The 20,976-nt window shown below is 41.4% G+C and carries 18 protein-coding genes and 1 pseudogene; 2 read left to right on the top strand and 17 right to left on the bottom strand.

The features are described from left to right. Nucleotides 1–16 precede the first annotated feature (16 nt). The 9 genes and pseudogenes from BA81_RS18330 to fabL all read right to left on the bottom strand — a co-directional run bounded on the left by BA81_RS18330 (nt 17) and on the right by fabL (nt 8,651). On the bottom strand, nt 17–1,018 hold the full coding sequence (locus BA81_RS18330; protein WP_034284216.1) for an ABC transporter permease: 1,002 nt from the start codon (nt 1,016–1,018) through the stop codon (nt 17–19). Between the two features lie 61 nt (nt 1,019–1,079). Continuing rightward, nucleotides 1,080–2,666, bottom strand: coding sequence for an ABC transporter substrate-binding protein (locus BA81_RS18325; protein ID WP_034284213.1), 1,587 nt, complete (start codon nt 2,664–2,666; stop codon nt 1,080–1,082). Further along, nucleotides 2,641–3,618 carry an ABC transporter ATP-binding protein gene (locus tag BA81_RS18320; RefSeq protein ID WP_080701254.1) on the bottom strand — a complete coding sequence of 326 codons (978 nt, stop codon included), beginning with the start codon at nt 3,616–3,618 and terminating at the stop codon, nt 2,641–2,643. The genes BA81_RS18325 and BA81_RS18320 overlap by 26 nt, the downstream gene beginning before the upstream one ends. Continuing rightward, complete coding sequence (locus BA81_RS18315; RefSeq protein WP_034284211.1) at nt 3,587–4,609, bottom strand: ABC transporter ATP-binding protein; 1,023 nt, start codon at nt 4,607–4,609, stop codon at nt 3,587–3,589. The genes BA81_RS18320 and BA81_RS18315 overlap by 32 nt, the downstream gene beginning before the upstream one ends. A 112-nt stretch (nt 4,610–4,721) precedes the next feature. Further along, entirely contained in the window at nt 4,722–6,464 is a 1,743-nt protein-coding gene (locus BA81_RS18310; RefSeq protein WP_034284209.1) for an ABC transporter ATP-binding protein, read from the bottom strand. A gap of 95 nt (nt 6,465–6,559) precedes the next feature. Next, nucleotides 6,560–7,090: a nucleoside tri-diphosphate phosphatase gene (gene ntdP / locus BA81_RS18305; RefSeq protein ID WP_024425209.1), complete on the bottom strand. Its 531-nt coding sequence runs from the start codon at nt 7,088–7,090 to the stop codon at nt 6,560–6,562. A 147-nt stretch (nt 7,091–7,237) separates the two neighbouring features. Next, nucleotides 7,238–7,498: a YgaB family protein gene (locus BA81_RS18300; RefSeq protein WP_034284208.1), complete on the bottom strand. Its 261-nt coding sequence runs from the start codon at nt 7,496–7,498 to the stop codon at nt 7,238–7,240. A gap of 175 nt (nt 7,499–7,673) precedes the next feature. Next, nucleotides 7,674–7,823, bottom strand: a pseudogene (locus BA81_RS18295) (gamma-type small acid-soluble spore protein); the annotation flags it as partial. A 75-nt stretch (nt 7,824–7,898) separates the two neighbouring features. Next, on the bottom strand, nt 7,899–8,651 hold the full coding sequence (gene fabL, locus BA81_RS18290; RefSeq protein ID WP_024425211.1) for an enoyl-[acyl-carrier-protein] reductase FabL: 753 nt from the start codon (nt 8,649–8,651) through the stop codon (nt 7,899–7,901). 81 nt (nt 8,652–8,732) lie between these two features. Here fabL and BA81_RS18285 point away from each other — a divergent pair, with 81 nt between their 5' ends. Next, nucleotides 8,733–8,957, top strand: a complete 225-nt coding sequence (locus BA81_RS18285; RefSeq protein ID WP_003217808.1) for a hypothetical protein — start codon at nt 8,733–8,735, stop codon at nt 8,955–8,957. Here BA81_RS18285 and mutY read toward each other — a convergent pair. Next, nucleotides 8,944–10,044, bottom strand: a complete 1,101-nt coding sequence (mutY, locus tag BA81_RS18280) for an A/G-specific adenine glycosylase (RefSeq protein ID WP_034284205.1) — start codon at nt 10,042–10,044, stop codon at nt 8,944–8,946. The two genes, BA81_RS18285 and mutY, sit on opposite strands and share 14 nt — an antisense overlap. Before the next feature lie 191 nt (nt 10,045–10,235). Between mutY and BA81_RS18275 the strand changes: the two genes are divergently transcribed. Next, on the top strand, nt 10,236–11,216 hold the full coding sequence (locus BA81_RS18275) for a metal-dependent hydrolase (protein WP_034284204.1): 981 nt from the start codon (nt 10,236–10,238) through the stop codon (nt 11,214–11,216). A gap of 2,093 nt (nt 11,217–13,309) precedes the next feature. On the opposite strand, the gene cmr6 is transcribed toward BA81_RS18275, so the two are convergent. The 7 genes from cmr6 to BA81_RS18240 are packed head-to-tail and all read right to left on the bottom strand — an operon-like array spanning nt 13,310 to nt 20,571. Next, the gene (gene cmr6 / locus BA81_RS18270) at nt 13,310–14,086 is read right to left on the bottom strand and encodes a type III-B CRISPR module RAMP protein Cmr6 (protein WP_227001708.1); all 777 of its coding nucleotides are present in this window, start codon (nt 14,084–14,086) and stop codon (nt 13,310–13,312) included. Further along, complete coding sequence (gene cmr5, locus BA81_RS18265) at nt 14,083–14,451, bottom strand: type III-B CRISPR module-associated protein Cmr5 (RefSeq protein ID WP_034284202.1); 369 nt, start codon at nt 14,449–14,451, stop codon at nt 14,083–14,085. The genes cmr6 and cmr5 overlap by 4 nt, the downstream gene beginning before the upstream one ends. Then, a complete protein-coding gene (cmr4, locus tag BA81_RS18260) occupies nt 14,448–15,317 on the bottom strand; it encodes a type III-B CRISPR module RAMP protein Cmr4 (protein ID WP_034284201.1) in 870 nt (289 codons plus the stop codon). The genes cmr5 and cmr4 overlap by 4 nt, the downstream gene beginning before the upstream one ends. 13 nt (nt 15,318–15,330) lie before the next feature. Next, on the bottom strand, nt 15,331–16,563 hold the full coding sequence (gene cmr3, locus BA81_RS18255) for a type III-B CRISPR module-associated protein Cmr3 (protein WP_034284200.1): 1,233 nt from the start codon (nt 16,561–16,563) through the stop codon (nt 15,331–15,333). Then, entirely contained in the window at nt 16,556–18,367 is a 1,812-nt protein-coding gene (cas10, locus tag BA81_RS18250; RefSeq protein ID WP_034284199.1) for a type III-B CRISPR-associated protein Cas10/Cmr2, read from the bottom strand. Before cas10 ends, cmr3 begins: the two co-directional genes overlap by 8 nt. Then, the gene (gene cmr1 / locus BA81_RS18245) at nt 18,337–19,632 is read right to left on the bottom strand and encodes a type III-B CRISPR module RAMP protein Cmr1 (RefSeq protein ID WP_227001707.1); all 1,296 of its coding nucleotides are present in this window, start codon (nt 19,630–19,632) and stop codon (nt 18,337–18,339) included. Before cmr1 ends, cas10 begins: the two co-directional genes overlap by 31 nt. Before the next feature lie 57 nt (nt 19,633–19,689). Further along, nucleotides 19,690–20,571, bottom strand: coding sequence for a DUF6602 domain-containing protein (locus tag BA81_RS18240; protein WP_034284196.1), 882 nt, complete (start codon nt 20,569–20,571; stop codon nt 19,690–19,692). Nucleotides 20,572–20,976: the final 405 nt, after the last annotated feature.

Raw genomic sequence — 20,976 nt, 5'->3', positions numbered from 1 at the left:
TTGTCACTCTCCCTCCCTAATATTTAATCCTTGGATCAATGACCGCATACAAGATGTCCACAATGAAATTGATCAGGACAAATATAAGCGCAACGACAAGAATACCTGTTTGAATGACTGGGTAATCACGATAACTGATGGCGTCATATATATACCGTCCGATTCCCGGCCAAGCAAAAATGGTTTCTGTTAAAATCGCTCCACCAAGCAAGAGGCCTGTCTGAAGACCAATAATCGTCAAGATCGGAATGAGCGCATTTTTCAGGCCATGCTGATAAATGATAAAAAATGAATGTACTCCTTTTGCTTTTGCTGTTCGAATAAAGTCTGAATGAAGCACTTCCAGCATACTTGCCCTTGTAATTCTCGCAATAATCGCAGCAGGAATTGTTGCGAGTGCTGTACTTGGTAAGATCAAATGCTTGATGCTGTCAGTGAATTGATCAAACCGGCCTTGCAAAAGCGTGTCCAGTGTATGAATATACGTGATCGACTCGACTGGATTCCTTACATCTTCTCGGCCTGTTGTCGGCAAAATACCTAATTCGATCGAGAACAGCCACTGCCCCATTAAACCTAACCAGAAAATCGGCATGGACACTCCGATGAGTGCAATAAACATCGCGGCATAATCAAAGAAAGAATGCTTAAACCAAGCACTAATGATTCCGGCATTCACTCCCACAACAATCGCCAGCACCATGGCAAAAAAGGTCAATTCTAACGTCGCAAATAAGTAGGGCTTCATTTCCTGGGCAATAGCCGCTCCTGTTCGAATGGAAGTTCCTAAATCCCCTTTTAAAAGGCCAAGCATATAATGACCGTATTGAACGTACCATGGCTGATCTAAACCGAGCTGGATCGTTAATTGTTCTACTGCCTCTTTCGTTGCCCGCTGTCCTAAGATGACCTGCGCTGGATTTCCAGGTATAAAACGAATAATTGAAAACACGACCAATGTCATTCCGATGAGTACTGGGATGAGCATTCCTGCCCGCTTCATACAATAAGCAAACAAACAGCTTTCACCGCCTTTTTCTTTGTTTGAATAAGGGAGATACAAGATCTCCCTTATTTGCTTATTCGAAATACACGTCAGTTAAAGCTTCAGAACCAGTTGGATGCGGCTGATAGCCTTTTAAATCATTAGAAGCGGCAAGCATTGGAATCGAATGCACCAATGGAATCCAAGGCGCTTCGTCATGAATGATTTCCTGCGCTTTTTTATACAGCTCATTTCGTTTCTTTTGATCTGTGTCTGTTTGCGCTTCAATTAAAATGTCATGCATTTTATCATTTTGAAAAAATGTATAGTTGTTGCCGCCAATGCTGTCTTTGTCCAGCAGTGTGTAAATGAAATTATCAGGATCGCCATTGTCCCCTGTCCAGCCTAATAAGAACACATCTGCTTCCCCTTTACTTGCTTTATCTAAATAGGTCGCCCAGTCATATGTGACAATTTCTGCTTTGACGCCGACCTTTTCAAAATTTGACTGAATGACTTCTGCTACCTTCATCCCATCTGGCATGTATGGACGTGGTACAGGCATTGCCCAAAGCTTGATGCGAAAGCCATCAGGGAAGCCCGCTTCTTTTAATAGTTCTTTCGCTTTTTCTGGATCATACGGATATGGCTCAATGTCGTCATTGTAGCCTTCTAAAGCTGGAGGCAATGGATTTTTTGCTGGCTCAGCAAGTCCGCCATAAAATGACTCAATAATCGATTCTTTATCGACCGCATAATTGAGTGCCTGACGAACGAGCTTGTTATCAAGCGGCTTTCTTGTGACAGTCAGTCCGATATAGCCTACGTTCATCGATGGTCTTTCAATGAGCTGGAGTGCTTTGTCGGTTTTAATGCCATCTAAATCAGACGGATTCACGCCATCCATTAAATCGATCTCGCCTGTTTTAAGGGCATTTAAACGAGCAGAGTTTTCTGGAATGGAGCGGAAGATGATTTGATTCAGCTTTGGCTTATCCTTCTGCCAATAATCCTTGTTCTTTTCTAACACGATACGGTCGTTTTGCTTCCACTCTTTAAACTTGAATGGTCCTGTCCCCACTGGATTTTCTCTAAATGAATCGCCGCTTTTTTCAACAGCCGCTGGACTTGCGATGCCAAATGGTGACATAGCAATGTTTTTGAGGAATGTCGCCTGCGGGCGCTTTAGCTGAAATTCAATTTCATGCTCGCCTTTGACGATGATGTCTTTAATGACATGCCCTTTATCTTTTTTATAGCCGCCAAACATACCATAGTAAGGAAACTTTTCTGCGTCTCCATTCATCCAGCGCTCAAAATTGAATTTCACTGCTTCTGCGTTAAAGTCTGTGCCATCGTGGAATTTCACACCTTTTCTTAAGTAGAACGTGTATGACTTTCCGTCCTTTGCAACATCCCATTCTGTTGCGAGGCCAGGATGGATGGTCGTGTCTTTCTCACCGTAATTCAAGAGCTTTTCAAATATATTCTCTGTGACCTTAAAGGTTTCGCCTTCTGTTGTTGTGATTGGATCTAGCGAAGTGGAATCTCCCCCTCTGCCAAATACGAGGGTATCTTTTGTTGCCTTTTCTTCTGATGTCGGTGAAGACGAGCATCCCCCTAAAAAGAGCGCCAGTGCCAGCACAAAAATGAAACTACTGAATAACCATGTCTTCTTCATTGTGTTCCTCCTTTTGATATAAATAACACGCGGCTGCGTGCCCCGGTGCCTCCTCATACAAAGCAGGAACTGCTTTCAGGCATTTCTCCAATCTTTTTGGACACCTTTTGTAGAAAGGACAGCCGCCGCGTTCCGTCATTGTGGTCTCTTCTGCTGCCACATCTTGCGCCTCTAGTACGTGATCCATATGTGGAATGGATTTCAGAAGCAGCGACGTATAGGGATGAAGCGGACTGTGAAACACATCTTCGGCAGGCCCCATCTCGACAATGCGCCCAGCATACATGACGGCGATCCGGTCACTCATATATCTGACAACCCCAAGGTCGTGAGAAATAAACAGATACGTCAGAGAAAGCGTCTTTTGCAATTCAAGCATCAAATTCAAAATTTGCGCTTGAACGGATACATCCAAAGCCGAAACTGGTTCATCGGCAATGACAAGACTTGGGTGCGTAATAAGTGCTCTAGCAATACCGATACGCTGCCTTTGCCCGCCGCTGAATTGATGCGCATAACGTTCTCCGTAGGAAGGATCAAATCCAACAATGTGCAGCATCTCTTTTACCCGTTTCCGTCTTTCTGCTTTCGTCCCATGCTGATGGACAATCAGTGGTTCCTCTAAAATATCTTTGATTTTCATTCTTGGATTTAAAGAAGCATATGGATCTTGAAAGATCATTTGAATGTCTTTTCTTAAGGAACGCATATCTCGTTCTTTTAGAAGGGTGATCTCCTGCCCTTTTAATTGAATAGAGCCTGACGTCGGTTCAGTCAATCTCATTAGGCTTTTGCCAAGTGTTGATTTCCCGCAGCCTGATTCACCAACAATGCCAAGCGTTTCTCCTTCCTTCACGTGAAAGGACACTTGATTTAAAGCCAAAGTCGATTGTTTATGTTTAGAAAAAAAAGCGGCTGTGTCATACCGTTTTGTCAGCTGATTCACTTGCAAAAGTGGGTGACTCAGTGTCTTCTCCTCCTTCCATTAGAAAACATGCCACGCGGTGATTCTGTTCAATGGATTGTAAGACTGGATCTTTTTCAAGACATTGCGCCATTTGATATGGGCAGCGTGGTGCAAATTGACAGCCGGACCGGATGGCCCCTGGCTTAGGCACATGACCTGCAATAGAGATGAGCTTTTCTTTTTTCTCTTTAAACGATGGAACTGAGGCGAAAAGACCTTTCGTGTAGGGATGCAGAGGTTTTTGATAAATACGGTCAACGGTTCCTTCTTCTACAATTCGACCGGCATACATAATCATGACTCGCTGGCATATTTGCCGCACGACGCCTAGATCGTGGGTAATAAATAAAATAGCAGTGTCCATCTCTTCGTTCAGCTTTTTGAGCAAACGAAGGATTTGCGCTTGGATGGTCACATCAAGTGCAGTTGTCGGTTCGTCAGCGATCATGAGCTTTGGATGACAAAGCATTGCCATCGCTATCATGACTCGCTGGCGCATGCCGCCTGATAATTCGTGTGGGTATTTTTTAAGTAACGATTCCGCTTGCTTCAACCCAACTGTTTGAAGAAGATCAATCGCCTTCGCTTTTGCTTCTTTCTGACCGATTGATTGATGTGTAAAAAGGGCTTCCGTCATTTGTTTGCCGATGGTCATTAATGGGTTCAGAGATGTCATTGGCTCTTGGAAAATCATCGAAATGTCATTTCCTCTTATCTCTCGCCACTGTTTCTCTGAAAGTGACAGCAGATTTTGCCCTTCGAAATAAACCTCGCCCGTTGTATCAGTTTGCTGATTCAGACCCATTAATGACATGCTTGTGATACTTTTCCCGCAGCCAGATTCGCCCACAATCCCTAACGTTTCTCCTTTTTGAATCGAGAACGATATGTGATGGACGATGGGCACTTTTTGCTTTTTCTGCTGAAACGCAATGGACAGCTGTTTGACATCTAGCAGCACGTCTTGTTCTTTCACATATTCACCACCCCGTCATACTTTTTAAAATTGTATTGAGACAAGCTGGGAAATATGTCATGTTTTTGACAAGCATAAAAAAGCCTATCCGCTAGAATCGGATAGGCTTCTACTAATTTAAAGTTTGAATGGTAAATAAATGACGATAGTGGCTGTCTCGGTTCATTAATTCTTCGTGTGTTCCTTTTTCCACAATTTCGCCTTGTTCCATGACCACAATTTGGTCAGCATGTGTAATGGTTGATAATCTGTGTGCGACAATAAAGGTTGTGCGATCCTTCGCCAGCTTTTGCATCGCTTCTTGAATGTAATGCTCACTTTCTAAATCAAGTGCAGACGTCGCTTCGTCTAAAATCAAAAGCGGTGGATTTTTAAGAAATACCCTTGCAATGGAAATCCGCTGTTTTTGTCCGCCTGACAGCTTCACGCCCCGTTCTCCTACTTTCGTGTCATATCCTTCAGGAAGAGACATAATAAAATCATGCGCATTTGCCGCTTTTGCAGCCGACACGATATTTTCAAAAGGTGCTTCAGGGTCACCAACCGCAATATTTTCTTTAATCGTGTCACTGAATAGGAATGTATCCTGCAGCACCATTCCGACTTGATTTCGAAGACTTCTTGCTTTGTACTCTTTGATATCAATGCCGTCAATTTCAAGTGACCCGTTTGTGACATCATAAAACCTTGGAATTAAGCTGACGAGTGTCGACTTCCCTCCACCGCTCATTCCTACAAGCGCAACCGTTTGTCCTTTTTCTACTTTCAAGGAGATATTGTGCAGAATCTCTTCCTGCGTGTGTTCATAACGAAACGACACATTTTTAAACTCTACCTCTCCTTTTAAATGATTGGCTTCTTTTGCATTCGGCCGGTCTGTGACCTCATATGGCTCATCAATAAACTCAAAGATCCGATCCATTGATGCAACGGACTGGGTTAACGTCGTGGATGAGTTAATGAGACGGCGAATCGGATTGTACATCCGGTCAATATAGCCGACAAAGGCGATCATGGTCCCAATCGAAAGCGATCCATTAATCACAGTGTAGCCAGCAAATGCAATGATTAACAGCGGTGCAATGTCAGTGATGGTATTGACGACGGCAAATGTTTTGGCGTTCCAATTCGTATGGTTGATTGCTTTGTTTAAGAAATTTTTGTTTTCATCATGAAAATTCTCTTGTTCATATTCTTCAATCGCAAAGCTGCGAATGACCGGCATTCCTTGTACCCGCTCATGCAGATGCCCTTGCACTTCAGCCAGCGCCTGTGACCGCTCTTTTGTCAGCTTGCGAAGCCGTCCGTAAAAATACTTTACTGCAAACGCGTATAGCGGAAAAATAATGACAGACACGATGGTGAGCTTCAGATCCAGTGTACACATAATAGCGATCACGATCAGTACAGTCATCATATCCAGCCAAATGTTCATGAGCCCTGTGATGACAAATTCCTTTGTCTGCTCCACATCGTTGATCACTCTTGAAATAATTTCTCCTGTTCTCGTGTTGGCATAATAACGAAGACTTAGCTTTTGAATATGCGAGAACAGTTTTTCCCGAATATCAAATAATACCTTACTGCCTGTCCACTGAGCGTAGTATTGTCTATAGTATTCAACAGGCGGCCTCAACACTAAAAATAATACGAGCATGATTCCCATTATGATCAGTAGAGTTGATGTCTTTTCTTCAGCTGACCCCGAGCCTTGAATGACATCATCAATGACATACTTTAAAAGCAGAGGCAAGGTTAAGGGAATCGAGAACTTAATCATTCCGATGACCATTGTCAATGCAATCTGTTTTTTATACGGTGTTACAAAAGCCATGTAGCGTTTAATGACCCCCATGTAAATCTCCTTCCCAATCTATCAGTGCCTCTTATCCGTACGCAGTCAAAAACCTGTTAGCCTAAAAAGCCAAACAGGTTTTTTGATGCTCTTGCTTATTTTGTATAATGTAAAAAACGTTCATACCACATATCCACAAATTCAGGAGCAAACGGACCTTTCCGCTGGTGAATCCAATGCAGTAATGTATTCAGATGCTCTCTTAAGATACTATCGATTTCTTTTGGATAATTCATCTGCCTCTTATGATCTGCATATTCGTCCTCATCCAAAATATTGTACGTCATGTCTGGAAAGACTTTGACGTCTAAATCGTAATCAATATACTTAATTGCCTCATCATCTGTCGCAAAAGGAGAGCTGATGTTGCAGTAATAATATACCCCATCATCTCTAAGCATCCCAATTACATTAAACCATTGTTTTGCATGGAAATAGCAAATAGCCGGTTCTCTCGTCATCCAAGTACGGCCGTCGGATTCAGTCACCATTGTACGGTCGTTTGCACCAATGATACACAATTCCGTTGCTTTCAGAATGGTGGTTTCATTCCAAATCCTGTGGATCAAGCCATTATGTTTATAGCTTTGAATTTGGATGGTTTCTCCTTCCTTGGGATAGCCCATATTTTCTCCCCTACTTTCTATAACAAACAAACCTAACAGTCCAAAGACCTAATTTCCCAACTAAACATGTCTCTATTATATTATACCGTTACATCATTAAAAAATGAAATGAAAAAGCCATTCAACCCAATTGAACGGCACACTGACTTACATCACGCTAGAACTCTTTTCCATCTGTTTATATGAGTTGATGACCTCTTCTGTCTGTTTTGTAAATAAGGTTTGCACTTTTTGCAGTTCCTCACGTTTCTGTTTGATCTGATCACAAAGCCTATGCCACTCTTCTTTTTTTTCATCCTGCTGCAATTGTTTTTCTGTTTCTAAGCATAGATCGAGTTCTCCCTGCACATCGAGCAGCTGATCCATGAGCTGCATTTGTTCTTTTACAAGCTGATCGAAATCAGACATCTAACTCCTCCCTTTTCATCGAATCCACTTTTTGTCTGTATACCATTTCTTGAAAGAAAGAAGAAATCCTTTGACTGTTTATGTAGAGGTTTTACAGGTTTTGTCGGATGGTGATGAGAGGCAAAAAAGAAAAGCACTTCATTCGTATATGAAGTGCTTTCCTTTGTTTCAGTGATTAGCTGTTTTGTTGTTTGTTTTGCTCAGCTTTTTGGTTGTATTTTTTTACTTGCTGTACGTCAGTCTCACTAGCAAATTCAGTACCAAATTGACCGCCTTGTGCAGAAGCTTGGTTTTGTTTCTTCACTTGTTGCGCGTTTGTTTTGTTTTGTTGTTGATCCATCATTATCACCTCCACGCACATTAATTTGTGCAGAAGGTGCAGATCCTATTCATGATTTTTTTAAACAAGCAAAGAACGTCCGCCATCCACAATAATCGTCTGGCCTCTAATCATGTCTGCTTTGCCTGATACAAGGAATTCCACGCTGTCGACCATGTCTTTAATTTCCACCATTCGGCCGGCAGGTGTGTTTTTCTTCGCATCTTCTAAAAGCTCTTCTCGGTTCGGGAAGTGCTTGAGTGCATCGGTATCGATCGCGCCGCCTGATACGGCGTTGACGACGATATTTTTTTGTGACAGCTCAACAGAAAGGTAACGTGTCAAAGCTTCTAGTGCTGCTTTTGATACGCCGACTACTGTGTAATTTTCAAGGTAACGGATGGAGCCAAGTGAGCTAATGCTGACGATATGTCCGCCGCCGTTTTTCTCCATTAGTTTTGCCGCTTCTTGTCCGCAGAATAACAAGGCTTTCGCATTGATATTCATTGTCCAGTCCCAATGATTTTCTTCAAGGTCCATAATAGGACGCTGAACACCTGATGCCGCATTGTTCACAAATACATCTAAACGGCCAAAGGTTTCGTCGATTTGCTGAAACATGTCTTTGATTTTCTCAGGCTGGCCTACATTGGCTTTGACAACCAATGTTTTAACACCCATCGCTTCAATTTCTTCCGCTGTTTCAAGTGCTGCTTTTTTGCTTCTCGCATAGTTAATGACAATGTCATATCCTTTTTCAGCGAGGCGGAGGGCTACCTCTTTCCCTACTCCTCTGCTGCTTCCTGTAATTAATGCACATTTACGTTGACTCATTATGGTTCATCTCCTGATTTGAATAGTTTTCGTTCATTCGCTTCACACTAATAGGAAAGTTCCTATTAGGAGGTTACATTCATGTATGTCGGACGCGATTTAAGCCAGCTTGGTATGATGTCCAAGGATCAATGGAAAGATACTGAGCTTGCTTACTTTCATCATGCTTTCCAACAAATTTTACCTTATTTGAACGAAGAAGGGCAATCTAAGTATCGAGAAATCATTTCTGAAATTGAAGACCGCGGGGGTTTGCACCGAAATGAAGCTGATTATACCCACGGTACAACGGTTAAATACGACTAGGCTGCTCAAGTGCCAGCTTCCAAATTTTTTGGTGTGAGACTGGCAGAGCATATGCCTCAAATTCTTCTGTTGTGACTTTTTTCAGCTTCGTGTCATCAGATACAGAGGTAACTCGTCCAAAGAAAACAGAAATATTCCAGATGAGGTGGGTAAATACATGCTGAATGGTGCCTTCTAAATCACCAAGCTCCGCTTGTACACCCGCCTCCTCTTTTAAGAAATCAATCAGCTGCTCTTTTTCCGTTTTTCTTCCCTTCATGGTTTCCATGTTAGGAAATTCCCATAAATTCGCAAGGAGGCCTGTACTTGGCCGCTTATGAATATATAGGTTGCCTGCGTCATCAAATAACACCGCTGCTGCCATTGATTTTGCAGTCGGCTTTTTCTTTTTGCTTTTCACTGGGAGCTCATGCTGAACGCCTTCCTCGAGTGCCGAGCAATGCATGTTCACAGGGCAAATGAGGCAGGCAGGGGATGTTGGGGTACAAATGAGCGCACCAAGCTCCATCAGCCCTTGATTAAATTCTGACGGCTTTTCCCGGGAAATGAGCTGATCGACCGCAAATTCGAAAATGTTTCTCGTTTTTGGTTTTGCAATATCATCCCATATGGACAAAATACGAGAAATGACCCTCATCACGTTGCCGTCTACCGCAGGATACGGCTTGTTATAGGCGATACTCAGCACTGCGCCGCTCGTATATGGGCCTACACCTTTGAGCTTTGAAAATTGCTCTTTCGTATCAGGGACAATGCCGCCGTAGGATTCATATACTTCTTTCACAGCTGCCTGTAAATTACGCACTCTTGAGTAGTAGCCAAGACCTTCCCATGCTTTCATGACCTTTTCTTCATCAGCTAAAGCGAGATCTTTCACCGTTGGGAATTGCTCCATAAACCGGTTGAAGTACGGAATGACCGTATCTACTCTCGTTTGCTGGAGCATGACTTCTGATACCCAGACGCGGTATGGATCTTGATTTTCACGCCATGGCAATGTTCGTTGTTCTTTTTCATACCAATCAATTAAATCATGCTGAAAGCCCGCAATATCTTTGCGGTCCAGCTTTTCTTGAATGTCTTTCATATCTATACTCCTTCTCATTGGACCGAGGGCTAACGTTCTGAATAGAACCTTATTTGTTGTATACTGTTTGTAGATACGTTAACATGTTACATTAAATCGGGATAAAGCAAAAGTGATTTTGCACATAGTCTTGATTGGAGACGTATACTTTGTATGATTGTTCCTAAGCATGACAACTAGGAGGTAATCAATTGGACACTGGTACTCATGTAGTAATGGGCATTTCTCTTGGGGGACTTGCACTTTTAGATCCAGCCGTCAGCGCAGATCCACACATGGCACACGCCGTGATGATCGCGACCATCGCCGGCTCCCAAGCACCAGACATTGATACTGTGCTAAAACTAAAAAATAATGCGGTTTATATAAGAAATCACCGAGGATTTACACATTCCATTCCGGCTGTACTGTTCTGGTCATTGCTGATTCCGGCTGTGATTTTCCCATTTGTGCCGGGGGCGAATTTACTTCACCTTTGGTTATGGACACTATTAGCCGTTGTACTCCATGTGTTTGTCGATATATTTAATGCATACGGCACACAGGCCATTCGTCCATTTTCAAAGAAATGGGTAGCACTTGGGATCATTAATACGTTTGATCCGTTTATCTTTTTTACACACATTGTCGCCATTGTCGTTTGGGCGATTGGCGGACATCCCGGCTATACGTTCATAACGCTGTACGCGGTGATTTTCTGTTACTATATCGTCAGGGTCATCATGCAGCTTCAGATCAAACGTCAGCTACGTGCACGATTCGATGAAATTGAAGACATTATTATTTCGCCTACGATGAAGTTCAGACAATGGCGCATTGCCGTGAAATGTAAATCCTCTTTCCATGTTGGGCGCAGTATGAATGGAGAGGTCGTCATTTTAGACACCTTTAACCGGGTGCCGGTCCCTGATACTGAAATTATGAAAATTGCCAAACAAGATGAAAACATTTCAGCCTTTCTCTCCTTCTCCCCTGTTTACCGGTGGGAAGTGGATAAATACAAGGATCATTATGAGGTGCGGTTCATTGATTTGCGCTACCGCAGCAAAGGTCATTATCCTTTTGTCGCGATCTGCCATATAGACATGGACCACCAAATCAAAAATTCCTATACCGGCTGGATTTTCAGTGAAGAAAAACTGCAAAAAAAATTAAGACTCGGCTCTGTGTGAGCGAGTCTTTTTTTTGTAAGGCTTGGATTTAGGGGGGATAGATATTTGAATTTATGTAATTCGCAGAAACAGTGATCTATGCACTTATGTTGAGTGTGACACCAGGCTTTCCTGTCTTTTCCCACCATTCACCATTTCAATCCATGCACTCATGTAGAGTGCGACGGCTGTGGCGCCTTATTACACACCAGTAAAAAAAATTTCAATCCACGCACTCATGTAGAGTGCGACAATTGCAGGTAAAATAGTGACGGGGTTTTCAGAAGATTTCAATCTACGCACTCATGTAGAGTGCGACTGCGATTTCTGCCCTAATTATAACATTTTTTAGGGAATGATAGCCAAAACCCTTAATTTTCTATATGGAATTTTGTTTTCACCTCTAAATAATATACATTTTTTCTCAATTTTGTCGAATAAAAAGGTGCGAATGCCCCAGGGATTTTATGTTCACCTCACATTCGCACCGAATCTTTCTTAATCCTATTTAATTAAAAACTATTATTGATGATAATCATACTTATTTCGCTGTTTCATCAACAGCTTTGAATTCATTAATAAAATGGGTGAGACAGAGTTATGTTTTTCACACCTATATCAAGCGCAATTGTCAATATATCTTTCAAGCTACCTTCTGACAAGAATTTTACTCCTCATACTCATATAGAGTGCGACGACGGTTCGAATCCTTCCTGATCATTAACAGAGAATTTCAATCCACGCACTCATGTAGAGTGCGACGATATGCCGTCAGCTCGTCAATTGAGACGTGCGCTTATTTCAATCCACGCACTCATGTAGAGTGCGACACAATCAACAAGTTTTTATAAATCAAGAGAATGATTTCAATCCACGCGCTCATGTAGAGTGCGACTGCGATTTCCGCCCTAATTATAACATTTTTTAGGGAATGATCGTCAAAACCCTCAAGTTTCTATATAGAAATTTGTTTTCACACCTAAAAAATATACATTTTTTCTCATTTTTGTCGAATGAAACGGTGCGAATGTTCCAGGGATTTTATGTTCACCTCACATTCGCACCGACTTTTTCTTAGTATGAAATCTATTGAAACTTGTTAATCATACTTCTTTATATTTCAGCAACAATTGAATTCACTTAGATTCATGACTACTGAGGCAGGAGGCAGAGTTATGTTTTCGCAATTATTAATCCACCCACTCATATAGAGTGCAACTATTATCCGAAGTGGAGATAACCTTCATTGGTGGGATTTCAATCCACGCACTCATATAGAGTGCGACAATTGCGCTAGATAAAAATCTTGGAATGCTAACATTTCAAGCCACGCACTCGTGTAGAGTGCGGCCTATGATCTGAAAGGCTGGATGAAACACACTCAAATTTCAATCCACGCACTCATATAGAGTGCGACAATTGCGCTAGATAAAAATCTTGGAATGCTAACATTTCAATCCACGCACTCGTGTAGAGTGCGACCTATGATCTGAAAGGCTGGATGAAACACACTCAAATTTCAATCCACGCACTCATGTAGAGTGCGACATTAGTCTAGGGTTGGCGGGCGTTTTAGTTGGTGATTTCAATCCACGCACTCATATAGAGTGCGACAAAGGAGAAGGCGAGCCGCAACCTGATCCGCAAATTTCAATCCACGCACTCATGTAGAGTGCGACATTAGTCTAGGGTTGGCGGGCGTTTTAGTTGGTGATTTCAATCCACGCACTCATATAGAGTGCGACAAAGGAGAAGGCGAGCAGCAACCTGATCCGCAAATTTCAATCCACGCACTCATATAGAGTGCGACAAAGGAGAAGGCGAGCAGCAACCTGATCCGCAAATGTCAATCCACGCACTCATGTAGAGTGCGACATTAGTCTAGGGTTGGCGGGCGTTTTAGTTGGTGATTTCAATCCACGCACTCATATAGAGTGCGACTGCGATTTCCGCCTTAATTATAACATTTTTTAGGAAATGATCGTTAAAATCCTCAAGTTTCTATATAGAATTTTGTTTTCACACTCAAAATATACATTTTTTCTCATTTTTGTCGAATAAAACGGTTCGAATGTTCCAGGGATTTTATGTTCACCTCACATTCGCACTTAGTCTTATGAAATGACGTCGTCCATTTTAAGTCTTCCATAACCTGCATTTGTTTTAGCGCCGATTCCTTCGTGTTCTAAAGCGCCTAGTAAGATGGTTTTGGCGAGTTCGAGCCATTCCGCATCTTCTGATAGATTCTTTTTTGTTTTCAATAGAAGTTGAAAGCGGCCGTTGACCACCGTTAAGAAATGAATCGGTGTTGGTGAGTCATCGTCTCGAGGGGCTGGAACACTTCCCCCTTTGTTCATCTTATCTAGCTTGACGCTGTTATAGTCTGAATGATGTGGGGTCATGACATCTACTTTGAATGTTTCTCCTACCGTCTCTGGTATCATGAGCGCATCATGAAATTCGATGATGCCGGCACGTTCGTTTGTTCCAAACAATGTGTTGTAATCACTACCACCTTGTTTTAGTTCTTCAAAGTTTTCACCTAATACAGAATGGGCATAATGAGAGGCTACGCCTTTTAAAGCTGTTCCTGGTAAATAAGGAACGCCGTATATCGGGTGTAATAATAATCCCGTTTCAAGTACACCCTCTCCACCATGTCCAATGACTAACGGCGATATGGATTTGACTAAGCATGTGGGGCTAGTATCGGTATAATATCGCTCCACAAATTTTTCATACAATAAGCGATTTTTTCCCCATTGCTTTCGATGTAAACTAATCACATTTTCATAAAATGACTGCTTCTTCGCACTGTCATTTATGATGTCCGACAATGTAGAACCACCAATCTCCCATTTGCTTTTGTTTAAGGTTAATGACAGATTCATTGGATGTCCTCCACATTTTCCGCCCCTTGTTCCACCTTTAAAATAGATTCCGCATATCTTTTTAACCAAACAGATGCACTTAAAGCTTGTCTTGATTTGATTAAGTAATTTCGATTAGAAGCTGACCAATCTCCTTGTATATCTAGTGTTTCTTTTATATCCTGAACGAATTGTTGATAAGCATTTCCTTTTTTTGATTTTGCTTCAAAAAATGTAATGGTGAGCCTTAATCCATTTGTTAAGATCATTGAGGCGAATCTGTGACAGAGTTGTCCATATTGATTTGAGAAATTCTCCTCTTTCGTTTTGGCATTCATCACATGTTGATACGCTTTCTCAGCATAATGATGTTGAATGAGTTTCATGATCCCTCCCCTCCTGTCATACGCCAGGATACTCTTCCTTTACCTACGTTTGTGTTTCCACCTAATTGAAGATACATCTGTTTTTCTAGTTGATTTAAAAGTTGGTGTCTAACAGATAAATCATTGCTTCCATCGACACGATCACACCACATGAGCCCATAAAATATGGCTTCTGCTGGTACATACTCTTCATACCAGAGAGCACCTTTACTAACTGTTTGGGTTTCATGATCAATTCTAATACGAGGTGTCACTTCAGAATTCATGGTGACAATGTATTGAAAAACGTCATCACTTACAATCACAAATCGTTCTATCCAAAGAGTTTGTGATTGTTTATCGTCGAATAAAAGTTTGGCCATCTTTTCAGCAAAATCGGTTAGTTGTTGAGATTTTTTCGCAGCCCCTTGAAATTCACCTAGATATAATTCGTCATTCTCTACTAATTTAGAATTCATGGTGACTAGCGTGCTTGATTCTTCGATGAGATCAGGGATATCCAGCGATACGCCTAATGCTTTTGCATCGCGGGCTAATCTTTTCAATATGAGTGGACTTGCCACATATCCAAATGTACCGTATCTACTCGCCACCGGGAATGAAAATAACCGGCCATCTGTCATGACGACTGCTCCTGCGCTTCCATCTTGATCTCCTTGTGTACCAAATACTTTTTGTACGAATGTGTCTTGTCCTTTCGCACGATAATGTTCACGCTGCACGCCTTTGATACTGCTTCCAGGTATAATCGGCCATTCTGTTACTTTTTCTCGTTGAATGGGCATATCAATCACGCCAACTCCTTCACCCGCTCCAATATGAAGGGGGGATAAACAATGTATCCAAAACCAACGGCTTGCTTCCATCATCTCACTCCTCTTATTCATTCGGCTTCCATGTTCCCCAAAGTGCTAACCCGCAGCCATCTTCACGATCAAACGCTTCTTTGCGCCGGTTACGATCAGATACTGATTGAAGCCACATTTTTTCGGCCAGTTCTGCTGGATCTCCTTCTTCTACTGTAAAGAAGTAAAAACTACCTGCGGGGACTAAGCGGCGTATTGCTTTTTCACGCCCTTTGTCTTTATTTGCTAAACTCCATCCAGAGATAGGCTGCCAATATGGAACAGATGCCCAAACCAATTTGAGTCGTACATTTGTATCAAATAGTGGTTTTGACATGAGCTGTTCATCCAGCCAGCCGGGCTGCCATCCTTTACTGAAATAAGCAGGTGTCGCCAATATCATGCGAACATACGGCTTGTTTTTGAGCGATTCTTTAATAGCATCCGGACATGTCCAATCTTGTTGGTATACATGAGGCCTGTCTTCTATATGAGCCAGCCGACGTTCACCACCTATCGGATGAATGCCTGAGAAAGACTTTAACCCTTCTGACTCTTCAGTAGATAACTCTATTCCCGCCTCCAGTTTAAAGTCATCTGGGAATAAGAGCGATTCTGTTGAAAATAGATGCTGATCTTTTGCCTTTTTACTGCCAGTTTCCACCTCAATTTGTGTTCGTTCCTGACGCTGTAATGCTGGAATAAATGCCGGTGGTGTTTCCTTTTTGAAAGAATGATTTTCCTTCTGCATTTGTTGGTATTCAGTCAAGGCTTCCTTCACCTGACTCTCATCCACTGCGTCTGTCAGCCAGTTCACCATCCACTTTAGTGATACAAAAGCAGGCGGCGATTTCATTTTTTTACGAGCACCAGCTCCAATTGGCGGCCATAATGCCTCACTAAAACGGCCTGTTTTTCCTGTACCATAAAAGCCCTGGCCTTTCGACATCATTGGCTTCGGTCTCACTTGATACATGCCATACTCATCATCAAATAACTCAAGGTCATGAGGCATTGGCACATATAAATGATCATGCCAGCGATATAAAGGACCTCGCACAAGAGATTTTGCATAATAAGAAAGTGGCGTCGTGTGTTTGATTGATTGTCGTTTCTTCGCTAGAGCTGTACGAAGTGTTCCTGCGACCACACTCGGCGGAACATCGTTTAATGAACGCGCCCGTATACCCGGTACACTTTGAAATGGGCGTGCATCACGAATAAGCAGCGGATCAAGCGGTTGAATGTGAAACCATCTTTCAGGCATGTCCACTTACCTCCTCTATTTGAAGAGCAATGATCATACATTCAGCGATTGTATGTAATTCTTCTAATGTATTCTTCTTCGGTATATACTTCGCAATCAATTGATCGATCCACTCTTTCGTTTCTTGCTCTGTTTTTGCTTCCGTTTTCTTTTTGAATGCAAGACGGCTTATCTCTAGTGGAATGAGTTCATCTAAAATTTCCGGCTGTTTTCTAAAAGAAGACTGTTCGTATGTTTGATACAGCTCTCGTAAGCCATATGCAAAGCCAGATGTGAAATAAGACTGTTTTAACCACGTCGTCATCTCTTGGATAGAGGCCACTGGATCTATTTGAAATGAGACTGAGATATTCATTGTGTCTCCTCCGCCTCGCTTTTGGAAATGAATCGCTAATGAATTTCGCTCTTGTTTTGCATATTGTTCAGCCTGACGTGCCATGCTTCTTACTTCTTCAAGAGGCTCAAGCATATGAACGATGGCGATGCCAATTGAAATCGAAGGAGGTATTTCACTATGTTGATGAGCCTTCATCGTTGAAACAAATTCACTTTGTAATTTCCCAGCTGCTTCTAAGCATTGGTGCACCGGTACATAAGCCATGACATCATCTCCACCGCCGTAGATCAATGTACCTTCACATTCGGAAATAATCCCACGAGCCTTTGAAGCAAAAGTTGAGAGCGTTTTAGAAAATGCAATATGGCTTTCTACATGCTGTATATTTCGTAGTTGGCTGCCCATCTTATCTCCATCCGCCATGAGAAAGGCATAGTAAGGTGAAGGTACTGGTGGTTTGATCGGCTGGCCGTGATGCTTGCTGTATTCACCTTTGAAATATTTTTCAAGCAGCTGTGTGATGTTATTTTTTGCTTCTGTTCGTGCTATTCCAACAAGTCCTCGCTGTTCAAGAAAATCTTCTATTCTTCTTTCATAAAAAAGCGATGCCTCACTCCAATCAATAGGAGCTACTTTTAGATTCATATTCTCAAGATATGTTTCTACATCTTTCACATATTTTATGGCTGCTTGCTTCATCTGTTCATTTTGGTCCAACATATTTTGATAGGGAGCAAAAGCTTTATCACATACAGATGGAAATGTCATACTCGGATGCTTATGTAAGGACAATCGTTTGATCACTGAAATCGCATCTAATGATTCATGTTCACCAATTCCCCATTTCGCTAGTTGCGCCACTTGCTGTGGTGTTTTTTGCTTTTGGAAAACAGACTCTCGTCCACCATCAAGTGATGATTTTGGTTCACCGAATAACGCCCCTGGTTCATTTTGTTTAAAATCTCTTAAAGTCTTCCGTGCCGCCATTAAACCTTCGACTTCTTGAAGAGCCAAATGATATGGACTTGCGGACGCATTTGCCGCTTTGTCTTGGTTTTGCACCTCAGTCCACACAGCATAAAATTCCAATAAATCATCTACTTGTCGATTCCATGTGCCTATTTGAATATAAGGATCAACTATTTCTCTAACAAAGTCTGCGTATTCCTTCCATTTGTCATAGATTGCTTTTTTCACTTGTCTTGCAATGGAGGAAGGCTGTTCGTGTGAAATTTCTCCCAATATTTTGTTTGGTGCGTTGTTTGTTTTTGCAGAGGATTCGTTGAACACAGGGAAAATAAGCGTTCCACCCAGTTCTTGAAATTTCTTCGCACCTGCTTTACTTAATTCAGATAGAAGAAAAGAGCCAAACCATAAATCACGCGTCCGCCGTGCTTGCGCAATAAATTCTTGAACGGGCCCTATCGAAAATAGCATTAATGTTTGTTTTTGTAATTCTTCTGACAAAATGTTTGCACCTCCTTGCTATGTAAAAAAGCTTGAATCGCCGATGAGTGCGTCCGGCCACTCTCGTCTTGTAATGGGTTTTTTGAGTAGGTGGCTGTTGGATAGATACTTTGTTCATCTGTCACATCGGGCAAAGGCTTTCTGTCCCCTAAAAGCGATAAAGCTTCGATCTTTGGTTGCTGCAACACCATCACCATGCCCACCGATTCCTTTTGATTAATAGCCAATGGTTTTAAGATGAGTGGTGAAGCCAAACGATTTTTATTTCGCGGGACTAACGTCTTTGTATTAGGCTCCTTTTGAAACCATTTTCTTTTTGCTATTTCTTCTTTGCTTCGCTTCTTATCTTTTTTCGATTCCTTTTTAAAATTAAAAACAATCGGCATACCAAATTGCGCCCTAGGAAAAGCGATATATCTCTTTGGTTTATTTGAAGGATACGGTAATTGATGATCAGGATGTGACATATTCGTTAGATGACGTATGGAATCTGCCTCAGGCCAATAACTTCTCCCAGCCTCCCCATTTTGGATATTATGTTTTTTACGAAATTTAATGTATGTATCCATTGTTCTCGTCCAGGATACATGCGTTTGAGAAGCTTTATTTTGTAATCTAAACTCCCAGCTTAGCGTTGCCCATTCACGAGGCACTTCGGGAATAGAGATAGCATATTGACATATCTTCTCTTTAAACCATTGATCAAATCGCTCCTTACTGACTTCTTGCTCTTTAGGAGAAAATGTTTCACAGTATAAACTCCCACAACCACGTCTCGTTCTTGCACCAAGTCCCCCAAAATTGATCCACGCCCATAGTGCAGCTTCGATTTCATTGCCTAACTTCTTTTTGTCTTGTGAAGTCATTGAAGCACTCTCGGTCAAATACACATTCATTTTGAAATATCCCATAAACATTTTATTTGGTGTTTTTTGAAAAATATATGTTGGAGGGAATTTGATTTGTTTTTGTTCTTTAAATATTTCTTCAACGATTACTTTAATTAAGCTGCTTTTTTCTGTATGACCAAATATCTCTGCTTCTCTTTTAGATAATTCATTTGCATTTTTGCAGGCAGCTCCTCGAGTTGCACGCCACCAGAAACGAAGATGACCACGAATTGCACTTTCTCGAATCGGTCTGTCTTGATCAATTGAGTTTGATTGGGGCCCTCCCCCAAACATTGGCGTAACCAAATGAATAGTAAGCGGCTCTTTAAAAAGTTTTTGGTCTTCATGAATGTTTGTGTCGATCGCATGTTTCACATCATGCCAATTCGTTTTGGGTTTTCTAGATTCCCTTGTCATGTCGCTCTCCTTTCTTCACTTTGTTATCTGTTTCTGAAATAGCTCGGCATATGCATAGTGAGGGAAAAACATGGGATTATTGATGAGCATCAGCAATTGATTTAATTGGAAGTTTAGCGTTAACAGCTCATTGTGATCAATACGTAATTCACTGAGTTTGTTCAAAATCACTTTGTCTTCACTATCATCTTCATTATTTTCTTTCTTTTCTTCATCCTCTTGTTCCCTAGACCTTTCTGGATCATAACAATTTAATTCATTAGCCCACCATCCTAGGTGTTTATCTTCATTAGGAGCTCTTAAATGAAATACACTCTTTTGTTTCATAAGTATAAAGTCAAATGCTTTGTCTAATATTTCAAACATCTTTGAAGATGAATTTGCTGTTTGCCTTTTTAAATTACTTGCTAAAATTAAAATAGGACGTGTTCGTTTCTGTGTATCATTTTCAACCATGACAACCCCTTGGGCGGCCATCCTAGCTATTCCTTTTGTTTTCGGTACTAATTTTTTTATATTGTCAGACCAAACTTTTAAATTATCAACATCGAAATTTGAACTTTTACATTCTATAGCAACCGCAACCGCCTCAATCGGTATAAACTTCAACGAATTGTGTTGGAACACATACGGCGTATACTGCTCATCAAAAACGGCAATATCGACTTCGTTAGAATGATTTCCTTCTGAGTCAATAATGATGACACCTTGTGCTAATGAATATTTTTTAGGAATGATTTTCCGAAAAAACTCCAACCACATCACTTCTCTAGAATCTCCTGTCAGCCCGCCATGATTAGAAGCAAAGTCGACTTCTTCGGATATCATGCTGTTTAATCTTTGATAATTCTCTAAGATCAGCTGCTCAACTTTACCGGTTCGCTCCGTTTCACCCAAACCAATTCCTCCTTCACCACATTACGAATGGATAAAATTTGAATCTAAATGACTACTTTTCATTTCGACTTATTTTGAGATTTTTTAAGGTTTATTTAGGAAAAAGAAGAAGAAAAAAACATGACTGCAAGGAGTCATGTTTTCACTGTACAAATGAACAGTATATTTGATGGCTATTTGAAAGAGGATGTTGTAAGAAGATGATCTTTAAGGTAGTCATAACCGTTTAAGACACAATCATTGAAAACCATGCGCACCTCATATATGGGTGCGACAAATACTATGAAGATTTAACAGACGAAGAAATCATTTCAATCCACGCAATCATGTAGAGTGCGACGGCTAAGCGTGTGCCAATTGAGCGCGAAATTAGCATTTCAATCCACGCACTCATGTAGAGTGCGA

It is taken from the genome of Bacillus safensis FO-36b, from assembly GCF_000691165.1.
In the GTDB taxonomy this organism is placed as follows: domain Bacteria; phylum Bacillota; class Bacilli; order Bacillales; family Bacillaceae; genus Bacillus; species Bacillus safensis.
This window is presented reverse-complemented; position numbering and strand designations above follow the sequence as displayed.

What these genes read in the sequence shown, in the direction of transcription:
- BA81_RS18325 (WP_034284213.1), bottom strand. Translation starts at nt 2,666, where the DNA reads ATGAAGAAGACATGGTTATTCAGTAGTTTCATTTTTGTGCTGGCACTG.
- BA81_RS18310 (WP_034284209.1), bottom strand. Translation starts at nt 6,464, where the DNA reads ATGGGGGTCATTAAACGCTACATGGCTTTTGTAACACCGTATAAAAAA.
- ntdP (WP_024425209.1), bottom strand. Translation starts at nt 7,090, where the DNA reads ATGGGCTATCCCAAGGAAGGAGAAACCATCCAAATTCAAAGCTATAAA.
- BA81_RS18300 (WP_034284208.1), bottom strand. Translation starts at nt 7,498, where the DNA reads ATGTCTGATTTCGATCAGCTTGTAAAAGAACAAATGCAGCTCATGGAT.
- fabL (WP_024425211.1), bottom strand. Translation starts at nt 8,651, where the DNA reads ATGAGTCAACGTAAATGTGCATTAATTACAGGAAGCAGCAGAGGAGTA.
- BA81_RS18285 (WP_003217808.1), top strand. Translation starts at nt 8,733, where the DNA reads ATGTATGTCGGACGCGATTTAAGCCAGCTTGGTATGATGTCCAAGGAT.
- mutY (WP_034284205.1), bottom strand. Translation starts at nt 10,044, where the DNA reads ATGAAAGACATTCAAGAAAAGCTGGACCGCAAAGATATTGCGGGCTTT.
- cmr6 (WP_227001708.1), bottom strand. Translation starts at nt 14,086, where the DNA reads ATGAATCTGTCATTAACCTTAAACAAAAGCAAATGGGAGATTGGTGGT.
- cmr5 (WP_034284202.1), bottom strand. Translation starts at nt 14,451, where the DNA reads ATGAAACTCATTCAACATCATTATGCTGAGAAAGCGTATCAACATGTG.
- cmr4 (WP_034284201.1), bottom strand. Translation starts at nt 15,317, where the DNA reads ATGGAAGCAAGCCGTTGGTTTTGGATACATTGTTTATCCCCCCTTCAT.
- cmr3 (WP_034284200.1), bottom strand. Translation starts at nt 16,563, where the DNA reads ATGCCTGAAAGATGGTTTCACATTCAACCGCTTGATCCGCTGCTTATT.